Below are 11,558 nucleotides of genomic sequence, written 5' to 3'. Positions count from 1 at the left end.
GGCACCGGCGCCAACGCTATCGCCGGCATCTCGATGGCCGGAACCTCGGTCTTTCAACTCGCCGAATCCGCACCCGGCTTCTACCGCGCCATCGCCTCCTACAGCGGATGCGTCAGCACCAGCGACCCACTCGGCCAAGCCACCGTCACCGCCGTGGTCACCCGATTCGCGGGCAATGTCGCCAATATGTGGGGCCCGCCCGGTGATCCGGCCTGGGCGGCCAACGATCCCGCCCTGCACGCGCACAAATTGAAAGGCACCGCCGTCTACGTCAGCACCGGCACCGGAATCCCCGGCCCGTTCGACACCCCGGCGGGCGTCGACGGCGATCTGACGCGACTGACCTGGCAACTGCTGTTCGGCTCACCCCTCGAGGTCGCGGCACACGCCTGCACCATCCGCCTGCACGAACGGCTGCGCCGCCTCGATATCCCCGCCACCTTCGACTTCCGCCCCACCGGCACCCACTCATGGCGGTACTGGCAGCAGGATCTACACGCCTCCTGGCCGATGTTCGAGCAGGCATTGCGCTGAAGTCGACGCCCTGACCTGCACTGTTACCGCTCACGGGCAGTTCTGCTCGCCCGTGCTATTTTTGCTCGGACAAGCAAAAATGCGCCCGACGTGGAGGAACAGTCGTGACATATGCCCCGGACAGGGATTCGTTGGGGGCGCGGCCGATCCCGGATTGGTACGGCAAGGCCAAACTGGGCATCTTCGTCCATTGGGGCCTGTATTCGGTGCCCGCCTTCGCCGAGCGCACCGAGGCGGACTATTCCGCGTTCATGCGGGACCTCACCGCGGGAAAGACCACCGCCGACCGGATTCCGTACGCCGAGTGGTATCTCAATTCGATGCGGGTGCCGGGCTCGCCGACGGCAGCCCATCATGCGGCGACCTACGGCGACCGGGTGTCCTACGCCGACTTCCGATCGCCGTTCGACGAGGCGGCCGAGGCGGTGGACTTCGCGGACTGGGCGCGGCTCTTCGGCGAGGTGGGCGCCAGATATGTCGTCATGGTCACCCGTCATCTGGACGGATATCCGTTGTGGCCCAGCAAGGTCGAGCACCCGCACACCGGCAGCGCCTACCGTTGCGGTCGTGATCTGGTGGGTGATCTGACCCGCGCGGTGCGGGCCAGGGGCATGCGGATGGGGCTGTACTACTGCGGGGGGATGGACTGGACGGTGCGGGAACAGCCGCTGCGGACCATGACCGATCTGATCCGACATCAGGCGCTCGGACCGCGGTACGCACGGTATGCGGCCGCGCAATGGCGGGAGCTGATCGACACCTATCGGCCGTCGATCCTGTGGAACGATATGGGCTGGCCCGCCGAGATCGACCCGCACGAGATCATGGCCCACTACTACGACACCGTCGACGACGGCGTGGTCAACGATCGCTGGATGCAGCCGAACCTACCGGGCAACCGCCTCGTCCGCGCCGCGTACCTGGGTTTCATCGGTATCGCGCTGAAAGCGATGGCCGAGCGCGGCCGCGAGATTCCCGAACCGGCCAAGAACTTCCACTACGACGTGGCGACCCACGAGTACGCCACCCCCACCACCGTGCAGACCGGCGCCTGGGAGCTGACCCGAGGGCTCGGGCGGTCCTTCGGATACAACGCCGAGGAGACGAGCGCCGACACTCTGACCGGCGCCCAGGTGATCCATCTGCTGGCCGATGTGGTCGCCGAGGGCGGCAATCTGCTGCTCAACGTCGGACCCGATGGTGCGGGACGGATCCCGGAACTCCAGCTGGTGCCGTTGCGCGCGCTCGGCGCGTGGCTGGCGCGCAACGGGGACGCGATCTACGAGACCACGCCATGGGAACAGGCCGCGACCATCACAACTGCGGGTGATCAGGTGCGGTTCACCCGCCGCGATGGCACCTTCTTCGCGATCGTGCTGGCCGACCAGCCCACCGGCGAGGTCACCCTGCGCGATCTTCGGATCCCGCCATCCGCCACGGTCGGACTCCTCGGCGGCGCCGCGGACCTGCGCTGGCATGCGCGTGACGGCGACCTCACAATCCAGCTGCCGCCCGACCCGGCGCCGCAGCAGCACGCGTACGTCTTGGCGATCACCCGGCCGTAATCGGCGGCCGTGTTAACTTTCGCTCGTGCGAGCAAGAAGACAGGGCGAGCCGACGACGATCGAGCGAGCCCGGCGGGCGCAGATCGTGCGCGCCGCGATCGACACCATCGCCGATATCGGCTACGCGGGCGCCTCGTTCAGCGCCATCGCACGCGGTGCGGGGCTGAGCAGCACCGGCATCATCTCCTACCATTTCGCGAGCAAACAGCACCTGATGGCCGAGGTGATGACCACGATCCTGGCCGAATTCACCGCGTTCGTCTCCGCGCGCGCCGGCGACGGCGGCCCGGCCGCACGTCTCGACGCGTTCCTGACCGCGAACTGCGAGTTCATCCGCGACCATCGCAACCACCTGGTGACGATGTTGCGCCTGCAAACCGCCGCCCCGGACACCGAGGCCCGTGACCGGCAGGCGAACGCCGATCGAGCGAAGCTGGCCGAACTGCTGGCCGATGGCCAGCGCGCGGGCGAGTTCCGTGACTTCGATCCCGACCTGATGGCCGGATTCATTCTTTCCCTACGCAATGGCGTCATCCTGCGCGCGGCCGCCGATCCCGGCTTCGACCTGACCGCCTGCACCGCCGAACTGCTCACCACCCTCCGGCTCGCCACCGCGTCGTCGACCGCCTGAAACGGCATACGACGACGCGATGATCTCGGCCAGCGCAGTCCCCGCCCCAGGTTCTGCGTCGGCGCGGGGACATCGCCGGACTAGCCGAACGGAACCACGGCACGGTCCTCGGTGCTGACCGGCGACATACTCGCCTGCGGGGTGAGGACATAGTCGTCGGTGTCGACGGACGCCAGTTGCCGGGCGTACTGGGTGCCGAAACCGGGGAACATGGTGGCGTTGAAACCGTCATCGGTCAGGTACCAGCTGCGGCAACCGGAATTCCAGGTGGTGGCCGACAGACGCTGTTGCAGCCGCTTGTTGTACCGGTCCTGTCGATCGCGGCGGACTTCGAGCGTGCGCAGATTCCGGTGCAGGATCAGGCCGATGGCCTCGGTCAGATAGTTGATCTGCGCCTCCATGTACACCAGCGCCGAATTGTGTCCCGGCCCCGAATTGGGTCCGAAGGTGAGGAACAGATTCGGATAACCGGCGACGGTGACGCTCTTGTACGCGTAAGCGCCCCTACTCCATTCCTCGGCGAGGACTCGTCCATCGCGTCCGGTGACGGGGATGGGGCTGCCGGTCTTGGACACGTCGAATCCGGTGGCGAACACGATGCAGTCGACGCGGTGCTCGATGCCCTCGGCGGTGCGGATGCCCTGTTCGCTGATGCGGGCGATCGGCCAGGTGACCAGGGTGCAGTTATCGCGCTGGAGCGCCGGATAGTAGTCGCTGGTCATCAGCAGACGTTTGCATCCGGCCCGGAAATCCGGTGTCAGCTGGCGGCGTAGCCACGGGTCGCGCACCTGACTGCGCAGATGCAGTTTGGCCACCGATTCCACCACTCGGGTCAGCGGCGTATTCCAGACCACGCCGAGCGCCACCGATTCATGCCCCCAGAACCATCCCTGGCGGGCAAGGGATTCGGCGACGGGTAGCCGTCGGTAGACCTCTTTGGTGAGTTCGTTGGTGGAGCGGTTCACCCGTGGCAACACCCAGCCCGGTGTCCGCTGAAAGACCTTCACCTTTCCGGCCCGCCGGACGAGTTCGGGGACGATCTGCACCGCGCTGGCGCCGGTGCCGACCACGGCGACCCGTTTGCCGGTGAAATCGTAGTCGTGATCCCAACGGGCACTGTGGATCTTGTGTCCCTGATAGTCCTCGATACCGGGAATGCTGGGAAAGCTGGCGTTGGACAAGGGCCCCGAGGCGAGCACCACGGTGCGTGCCCGCACCCTGCGCCGCCGCCCCGACAGGTCGAGGTTCCACAATCCACTCGCCTCGTCGAACACGATCCCGGTGACGTTGTGCCCGAACCTGATCCGGGGCCGCAGCCCGAACTCGTCGACCATCGCATCGATATAGCCGAGGATCTCGGAACTGCCGGAGTAGGTGTGCGACCAGTCCGGGTTGGGGGCGAAACTGTAGGAGTACAGCCGCGACGGAATATCGCAGGCCGCGCCGGGATAGGTGTTGTCGCGCCAGGTGCCGCCCACCTCGGTGCCGCGTTCGAAGATCGCGAAGTCGGTGATGCCTTTTTGTCGCAGTCGGATCGCGGTGCCGATACCGGCGAAACCGGCGCCGATGATGGCCACATCCAGTGGCTCGGCGGCGCTCATGCCACCGGCTCGTAGGTGAGTTCCTTGGACCAGGTGGGCTGGGCTCCGAGGAGACGGTCGGGAATGCGGGCGGTCACCGCGACCAGGGCGTCGGCGATCAGATGGTACGGGTGGTTGCGGTTGATCACCCAGCCGCTGTGCATCTTGACGACCCGGTACATGGGCACCCGGTTGGCGATCGGAGTGCGTTCACCGACCGCCTTGAACCGCCGCATGGCCGCGTACAGGCGTTCCTCGTCGACGCCCATCTCGACGATATTGTCGCGCATCTTGTTCAACAGCGGCACATAGCTGAGCACACCGATCAGCAGCGAGGGTTTGATCCAGCCGCCGACCATATCGATGAGCAGCTTGCGCGCGCTGGAATGGCCGAGCAGCTCCATGACCGCGTAATCGGTGGCCAGATGGCGGGACTCGTCGGCATTGATCTTCTTGAACACCTCCTGCGCGACCGGATCGTCGATCTCATCGGTGACGAATTTGATCAACGCGCCGTCGAGGGCGACCTCCAGCATCGGGATGACCGTGCCGAGGAACGACAGCGACATACCGTCGGCGTATTTGTCGAGGAAGTCGATCACCAGCTTGACATTGATGTTCGGCTCCGGGATCTGATCGCCGTCGAGCATGCCCCACCGGCGCATCAGGGCGAGTTCGGCATTGGCGTGGCGCTGCTCCTCGGCATGGAAGTAGCGGTAGATCTCGCGCAGGGTCTCGGTCGGCGCTTTCTTGGCCATGGCGGCGAACCCACGGGCGCCGACATTCTCGATCCACATCAGATCGGCCATGAACGGTTCGAGTTTGGCGTGCAGCTCGGGGTCGATGAGGTCGGCGCCCGGTGCGTCCCAGTCGATATCGGCAAGGGCCCACTGCCGGGACTTGATCTTGGTCAGCATGTTCTCGAAGTCGAAAGACATGTCAGACTCCTGTCTTCTCGATGTCGGTGGCCGCGGTGGTATTCGTCGGCGCCTGCTGCGGGAGCAGCCGGGTGAGCACGCCGAGGCCGCGGGTGTAGAGGGTGGGGAACTGCCGTTTGAGCAGCCAGATGAGCTGGGCGTCCAGTTGCGGCAGCACGTAGAGGCTGCCGCGGTCGTGGGCGTCGAGGGTCGTGCGCGCGACGTGTTCGGCTGAGAAACCGGTCCAGCGCATGAGCGTGTCGGCCAGGTTCATCGAGGCGGCGCCGATGCGGCCGTCGCGCGCCACATTGGTCTTGACGAAGGTCGGGCACAGCACGGTGACCGCGATATCGCTACCGGACAGTTCGGCGGCCAGGGTTTCCGACAGCGATATGACCCCCGCCTTGGACACGTTGTAGGCGCTCATGGTCGGCGCGGCGGCGAAACCCGCCGCCGAAGCGACATTGATGATGCCGCCACGACCGGCCGCCCGCAGTTGCGGTGTGAACAGCTCGCAGCCGTGCACCACACCCCACAGGTTGATGCCGAGCGCCCACTGCCAGTCGTCGAGTCCGATCTCACCCACCGGGCTGCCGCCGATCCCGACGCCCGCGTTGTTGATCACCAGCGTGGGCGGCCCCTGGAACAGCAATTCGGTATGCAGCGCGAGGCTTTCCATATCGGCGCGCTCGGCGACATCGCAGAAGATCGCGTGCGCGGTGCCGCCGTGGATGCGTTCGATCAGGCGCACCGTCTCATCGGTGCGTTCCTTATCGATATCGGCGCACACCACCTGACCGCCGCGTGCGGCCAGTTCCAGCGCGAAGGCCCGCCCGATACCGCTTCCGGCGCCGGTGACCACGGCCTTCGCGCCGTAGGTTCGGCGACTGCGGCCGCCGAACAGTTGATCCAGACCCCACATTTCAGCTCACCCGCTCTCGGGCCGGGGCCGCGGACCGAGCCAGCGCATCGGTGATGAAACGCGCGGCCCGGCGCAGTGCGGGCGCGGCTTCGGGCACCATCAGCGGCAGCGCCTGGAAGACGTGGACCTGCCCCGGCCACAGCTCGAGTTCACAAGCGACACCGGCGGCCACCGCCATATCCCGCAGTTGTCTGGCATCTCCGACCAGCATCTCCGCATCGCTGGCCTGAATGAACAGCGGCGGCAGCGCGGCGCCGGGCGGCACCGTCAACCGCAGCCGTGGCGAATCGGGCGCCGATTCGGCGATATACAGTTCGGCGGCCCGTCGACCGACCCGCGCCGAGGCCATCGCCTCGGCGCCGTGGCGCTGGTGGTGTTCGGCCAGCTGGAACGACAGATCGATGAGCGGCGAGAAGAACACGGCTCCCGCGGGCTGGGGCGTCCCGGTTCTGGCGTTGTCGAGCAGCAGATCCATCGTGAGATGACCACCGGCGGAATCGCCGCCGATGATCACGTCCTGCGGCCGGTAGCCGCTGTCGAGCAGCCACCGGTAACCGGCCTCGACATCGTCGGCCGCCGCGGGGAACGGATGTTCGGGCGCGAGCCGATAGTCGATCACGAAGACCGGCAGGCCCGTATCGCGTGACAGCCGCGCCGCGAGCCCGCGGTGGGTGCGGGCCGAGCAGATCACATACCCGCTGCCGTGCACGAAGTAGATCACCCGATCGCCGAACTCGACACCGGCCGCGCGCACCCATTCACCCCGGACGGGGCCCGACCGCACCTGCCGCACCCGCGTTCCCGGCGGTGTCGGCCCGCCCGCGGCCATGATGGCGGCGACCAGCCCGCGTGCCGCCAGGATGCCCAGCCGATTGTGCGGGAGTGCGCAGTTGATCGGGCGGATCAGATACCGCCCCGATGCCAGTGCCAGACGCGACCGCAGCGTTGGTGCCATCGGCACCGCCGTAGCCAACTGTGAGGTCGCCATTGACCTTGTTGCTGTCATGAAGTGAGTGTCACTGCTCTATGTGCCAGTTGTCAATGGCACATAGGTTGCCTGCATCGGGACTGCGCAGTGCGCCGAACGGCGCCGTGACGGGTGCCGCGCGGGACCGGCGGACTATCCCAGGCGACGTGATTGTCCTGGATGTCCTCTCCCCGGTCGGACCGCTGTGCCGAGCGACGCGTACCGGCCGTCACAGGCAGTTGCGGATCCGGCCGCCAGCAAACATTGCGGTCCGGGAGCGGCCGCGCCGACAGGATCGGGGGTGGCGTCGGCCGATCACGACCATAAGCTCGGATGTGGAGGCACATTCCGAGGAAAGACCAATTCTGACGGGGCGAACATGGCAGCGGCAATGATCGGATCTGAGTACGGAATCCATCGGTGGACGAGATGTGCACCGGCACTGCGAAGGGCACACCATTGCTGATCTCGCTCTGGGGTGACGACGAGGCCGACTTCCCGCTCAACCACGATGCTCCCGGACCCGGTGACCGATTCGATTCCGATGAGGTCGCCAGCATCCTGCTGCTGCACTACCGCTGCTTGCCCGCGAATTGTCCACGCAAACAAGCGATGCTCGCCCTGCGGACCTTGTTCGACAACGGAGCGAAGGGGCGCATATCCCTACCGGTGACCGCCGGTGAAGCGGGCTCGGTGGACGAGCAGGCATAACCGACGCGTGGACGGGAGGTCTTCTGCCCGTCGCGATTCCCGGTCGCCGACCCGGCTGGGGCGATCGAACACCGATCGCCCCAGCACAGTCGTGGAAATGCACAAAATTCGGGCAAACCTGGGACGGACACGGCCTCGGACGTCATTGTCGTGGTCTCGAGCAATCGTCGGCCGCGAGGAGTATCCATGACCCCCCGACACGACCTCGCGCGCGAACTCGGCGGGCCGCTGCCCCCGCTCGACCTGCTGACCGACGACGAGGCCCGGGACCTGCTGATGTTGTTCCGCGAGGCCAGATCCCGTGAGGTGGTCGCGCTGAACCGGTCGATCGACACCACGCTGAGCGCACTGCCGCGCCCGCTACGCGCCGTCACCAGAAGAATCATGTTCGGGGACACCAGAGGCGATGCCTGAGACCGATCTGGTCACCCGGACCCAACTCGTGGTCCTGGCCCGCACCCTGCAAGTGACGCCGCAGCATCTGGCGCCGCTGGCGCGCCTCGGCGCGGACCAGCTGCATCAACTCCAGGACCGCATGATGCGGATCCTGTTCGACCAGCACGCCGAAACCTTCCGCCGCGCAAGCCTGCTCGTACCGATCGTGCCGCTGAGTATCGGCATCCCGCTGGTGCAGCGGCTGGTGCCGCCGATGGTCGCCGGGCGGCTGGCGGGCGCGGTCGGCGTGGATCATCTGAAGAAGGCCGCCGAGGCGGTGTCGATGCTCGACCCGAGGTATGCGGCCGACTGCGCTCCCTACCTGGATCCGCGGGTGTTCGCCGAACTCGTCGAGGTGGCGCCACCGGAACCGGCGATGCGCATCCTCAACGAAATCCTGCGCCGCGGTGACTATGTGACCGCCGCGGGATTCCTGGCCGCGGCCACACCGCCGATGATCGCGGCGGTGGAGGAACTGGTGCACGACGACGCCGGGCTGATCTTCACCGCCGCCTTCGCCTACTCCGCCGACACCCTCAGCGCGATCGTGCGGCAACTGCTCGCCGGGCCGCGGCAGCGGGTGCCGCGGATGATGCAGACGGTGCTCGCGGGCCCGCCCGCGCTGCAACACGCGATGCTGGCCGTGTTCTGCCGGTGGGAGCCCGATGTCGTGGAGAACGTCGGCGACATCTTCTTCGGGCATGGGCACGTGCCCGACGTCGGCAGATTCGTCATCAGCGCGCTGTCGGGCCGCGCCACGCCGGAACTGCTGACGGTCGTCGGACGGCTCACGCCGTTCGCGCACTGGGCATTGGCGGGCAATCCGGTGTTCGCCGACCCGCAGGTGCTCGCCGCGCTGGTCCGGGCGCTGGAGCGGCGCCACGACCCGGACAGCTGGCGTGGCCTGTTCGCGCTGTCCACGCGGCTGAACGAGCCTTCGCGCCGGTATATCGCCGGATTGCTGGCCGCGATGTCGGCGGAGACGGTGGCGTTGCTGCCCGGCTGCGCCACCGACGCGCACTGCTGGCCCGCGCTGTTGCAGCTGATCGCCGAATCCTCCGCCGACCAGCAGGACCGTATCGGCGCGATCTGGGCGACGCTGCCGCCGGAGCGCAGGGGCGGATTGCATCGGCACATCCACGAACATCGGTACGACACCCGGTTGGCGCGCATCACCGAGGTGCTCGCCCCGGTCTCACTCGAAGAGGTCTTCTATCACCGCCGACGTCGGGTCCGCTATCGCGGCGGGTGAATCTCGCACGGGATTCGACCGCACCCGGCGATCTTCATCGATTCGGAACCCGCTGTGTTATAGGTTCTTCGCATGAAACCGATATCCATGGTTGTCGGTGGGATGTTCGCGGCCGGTCTCGCCGCAAGTGCAATCGGAACAGGCGTCGCGGGCGCCGCACCGGCGAGCGATCTATCGTCGGGTTCGGCCTCGGAATCGTCGGTTCCGCTTCGTGGCACGGACTGGTCGCTGGCTCGGATCGAGCCGGTCCACGGGGTGGGCCGCGATGTCGCGGCGAGAACGATGCTGCGGATCGATCCCGCGGCCGCGGCCGCGGCGAGCGGATTCCGCGTCGACTGCGAAGGGGACAGCGCGACAGCGACTGTGGCAGTCGAACATGTTGTCACACAACAGATTTTGTCCTTCTCGAACCGGCGCTGGGAACGGGCGCGGTCCGAGTCGAATCAGGCGTCGGCGCCGTACCAGGACCACACCGAGCTGTGGGCGCTGATGCAGGGAATGGCCCGTGCCGAGATCGATCGAGACCTGTTGACGTTGACCGATCTCGAGACCGGCGCCGTACTCCGTTTCCACAGCAACCGGTAGCCGGTGCGCCGGACGCCCACAGCACACCGTGATCTGATATTTATAGTTGCTGCTGATTCTCGATGCTGTATCCGAATTTCTCGATGTGTGAACTTCCCCGTTGACGGAAGGATCGATCGTGCGGAGCCGAGTACTCAAGTTCGCTGCGGCGGTGGCGGGACCCATGATGATGGCCGGAGGTGGGGCGATCGCGGCCCCGGCCGCCTCGGCCGAACCCACGCCCGCGGTCGCCGCTGATTTCTATGTGCCGCCCGCGCCGCTGCCGGGTGGGGGAGCGGGCACGATCATCCGGGCCGAACAGTCGAATCTCGCGCTGTCGGCGCCGGGGATCGGCGGTCCGATCCCGGCCGCCGCGACACGAATCATGCATCTGAGCGCCGACACCCACGGCAATCCCGCGGCCGCGGTCGCGACCTATCTCGAACCCTCCCAGCCCTGGACCGGGCCTGGTGAGCGCCCGCTGATCGCCTACGCGGGCGGTTCGAAAGGGCAGGGCGATCACTGCGCGCCGTCGAAGGGCCTGTCGAATCTCGTGCAGTACCATCCGCCGTTCGATGCGAGTATCGAATACGACGTGCTCGCCATCTACTCCTTACTCGGGCGCGGTATGGGCGTCGTCGTCACCGACTACCTCGGTCTGGGCACACCGGCGGTGCACGATTTCCTCAACCGGAAGTCGCAGGCGCATGCGCTGTTGGACGCCGCCCGCGCGGCGCTGCGCCTGCCCGGCACCGGCCTGCACGGCGGCTCGCCGGTGGTTCTCTACGGCTATTCACAAGGCGGGATGGCCTCCGCGGCGGCCGCCGAATTGCAGCCCGACTACGCCCCCGAACTGAATGTGAAGGGCGCCTACGTCGGCGGCGCGGTGGTGGACGACATATCGGTGATCGCGCACAACGACGGCCGCGCCGCCTTCGCGCCCGCGTTCGCCTGGCTGCTCAACGGCATCGCCGCCGACTATCCGGAGACCAGGCCGGTACTCGACGCGGAACTCAACGACACCGGTAAGGGGATCCTGAACGACGCGGCGGGCAAATGCGCCGTGCCCTTCGGGATGGCGCAGAATCACGCGCACACCGCACAGTGGACCACGAGCGGGCAGCCGCTCACCGCGGTGATCGATCGTTCGCCCGCCCTGCGCGCGGCCTTCGCCGATCAGCGGGTCGGCGGGCTCAGACCGTCGGCGCCGGTGTTCATCTCGCAGGCCCGCAATGACGACGGTGCGCCGTTCGGACCGGTTCGTGCGACCGCGGCCGACTGGTGCGGCAGGGGAGCCGTCGTCGAGCTGAACGCCGATCCGGCGACCTCACCGCTGTCGGGAGTGGCGGGAACCCATGTGCTGTCGTTCTTTCCGGCCCTGACGTCCTCGCATCAGTGGGTCGTCGACCGGCTGGCGGGCGCCCCCGCACCGAACAACTGCGCGAATCTGCCCTGAACCTGGCCGTCAGCCGGGGGGAAT

The 11,558-nt window shown here is 67.1% G+C and carries 12 protein-coding genes; 8 read left to right on the top strand and 4 right to left on the bottom strand.

Going from position 1 to position 11,558, the window contains the following annotated elements:
* The 3 genes from QH168_RS19160 to QH168_RS19150 form a co-directional block, all read left to right on the top strand.
* The coding region (locus QH168_RS19160) for an alpha/beta hydrolase (RefSeq protein ID WP_280236090.1) at positions 1 to 534 on the top strand (534 nt) is incomplete at its 5' end.
* Positions 535 to 638: 104 nt separating this feature from the next.
* Positions 639 to 2,099: an alpha-L-fucosidase gene (locus QH168_RS19155; RefSeq protein WP_280236089.1), complete on the top strand. Its 1,461-nt coding sequence runs from the start codon at positions 639 to 641 to the stop codon at positions 2,097 to 2,099.
* Positions 2,100 to 2,124: 25 nt separating this feature from the next.
* Positions 2,125 to 2,730, top strand: coding sequence for a TetR/AcrR family transcriptional regulator (locus tag QH168_RS19150; RefSeq protein ID WP_280236088.1), 606 nt, complete (start codon positions 2,125 to 2,127; stop codon positions 2,728 to 2,730).
* An 80-nt stretch (positions 2,731 to 2,810) separates the two neighbouring features.
* Here the strand turns inward: QH168_RS19150 and QH168_RS19145 are convergent, their stop codons facing one another.
* From QH168_RS19145 to QH168_RS19130, 4 genes are read right to left on the bottom strand one after another with little or no spacing between them, the layout of a single operon-like run.
* The gene (locus QH168_RS19145; RefSeq protein ID WP_280236087.1) at positions 2,811 to 4,331 is read right to left on the bottom strand and encodes a flavin-containing monooxygenase; all 1,521 of its coding nucleotides are present in this window, start codon (positions 4,329 to 4,331) and stop codon (positions 2,811 to 2,813) included.
* Positions 4,328 to 5,248 carry a ferritin-like domain-containing protein gene (locus QH168_RS19140; RefSeq protein ID WP_280236086.1) on the bottom strand — a complete coding sequence of 307 codons (921 nt, stop codon included), beginning with the start codon at positions 5,246 to 5,248 and terminating at the stop codon, positions 4,328 to 4,330. Before QH168_RS19140 ends, QH168_RS19145 begins: the two co-directional genes overlap by 4 nt.
* A gap of 1 nt (position 5,249) precedes the next feature.
* Positions 5,250 to 6,149 (bottom strand): SDR family NAD(P)-dependent oxidoreductase, encoded by a 900-nt coding sequence (locus tag QH168_RS19135; RefSeq protein ID WP_280236085.1) that lies wholly within the window; start codon positions 6,147 to 6,149, stop codon positions 5,250 to 5,252.
* A gap of 1 nt (position 6,150) precedes the next feature.
* Positions 6,151 to 7,155, bottom strand: a complete 1,005-nt coding sequence (locus tag QH168_RS19130) for an alpha/beta hydrolase (protein WP_280236084.1) — start codon at positions 7,153 to 7,155, stop codon at positions 6,151 to 6,153.
* Positions 7,156 to 7,545: 390 nt separating this feature from the next.
* On the opposite strand from QH168_RS19130, the gene QH168_RS19125 reads away from it, so the two are divergent.
* The 5 genes from QH168_RS19125 to QH168_RS19105 all read left to right on the top strand — a co-directional run bounded on the left by QH168_RS19125 (position 7,546) and on the right by QH168_RS19105 (position 11,534).
* A complete protein-coding gene (locus QH168_RS19125) occupies positions 7,546 to 7,827 on the top strand; it encodes a hypothetical protein (RefSeq protein ID WP_280236083.1) in 282 nt (93 codons plus the stop codon).
* 186 nt (positions 7,828 to 8,013) lie between these two features.
* A complete protein-coding gene (locus QH168_RS19120) occupies positions 8,014 to 8,241 on the top strand; it encodes a hypothetical protein (RefSeq protein WP_280236081.1) in 228 nt (75 codons plus the stop codon).
* Positions 8,234 to 9,514 (top strand): hypothetical protein, encoded by a 1,281-nt coding sequence (locus QH168_RS19115; protein WP_280236080.1) that lies wholly within the window; start codon positions 8,234 to 8,236, stop codon positions 9,512 to 9,514. The genes QH168_RS19120 and QH168_RS19115 overlap by 8 nt, the downstream gene beginning before the upstream one ends.
* A 396-nt stretch (positions 9,515 to 9,910) precedes the next feature.
* Positions 9,911 to 10,099: a hypothetical protein gene (locus QH168_RS19110; RefSeq protein WP_280236079.1), complete on the top strand. Its 189-nt coding sequence runs from the start codon at positions 9,911 to 9,913 to the stop codon at positions 10,097 to 10,099.
* A gap of 118 nt (positions 10,100 to 10,217) precedes the next feature.
* On the top strand, positions 10,218 to 11,534 hold the full coding sequence (locus QH168_RS19105; protein WP_280236077.1) for a lipase family protein: 1,317 nt from the start codon (positions 10,218 to 10,220) through the stop codon (positions 11,532 to 11,534).
* Positions 11,535 to 11,558: the final 24 nt, after the last annotated feature.

This window comes from Nocardia cyriacigeorgica (assembly GCF_029868385.1).
GTDB classification, from domain to species: domain Bacteria; phylum Actinomycetota; class Actinomycetes; order Mycobacteriales; family Mycobacteriaceae; genus Nocardia; species Nocardia cyriacigeorgica_F.
Note: the sequence above shows the minus strand (reverse complement) of the source record. Positions and strands in the feature narration are given on the sequence as shown.

What these genes read in the sequence shown, in the direction of transcription:
- QH168_RS19125 (WP_280236083.1), top strand. Translation starts at nt 7,546, where the DNA reads ATGTGCACCGGCACTGCGAAGGGCACACCATTGCTGATCTCGCTCTGG.
- QH168_RS19130 (WP_280236084.1), bottom strand. Translation starts at nt 7,155, where the DNA reads ATGACAGCAACAAGGTCAATGGCGACCTCACAGTTGGCTACGGCGGTG.
- QH168_RS19115 (WP_280236080.1), top strand. Translation starts at nt 8,234, where the DNA reads ATGCCTGAGACCGATCTGGTCACCCGGACCCAACTCGTGGTCCTGGCC.
- QH168_RS19135 (WP_280236085.1), bottom strand. Translation starts at nt 6,149, where the DNA reads ATGTGGGGTCTGGATCAACTGTTCGGCGGCCGCAGTCGCCGAACCTAC.
- QH168_RS19140 (WP_280236086.1), bottom strand. Translation starts at nt 5,248, where the DNA reads ATGTCTTTCGACTTCGAGAACATGCTGACCAAGATCAAGTCCCGGCAG.
- QH168_RS19145 (WP_280236087.1), bottom strand. Translation starts at nt 4,331, where the DNA reads ATGAGCGCCGCCGAGCCACTGGATGTGGCCATCATCGGCGCCGGTTTC.
- QH168_RS19120 (WP_280236081.1), top strand. Translation starts at nt 8,014, where the DNA reads ATGACCCCCCGACACGACCTCGCGCGCGAACTCGGCGGGCCGCTGCCC.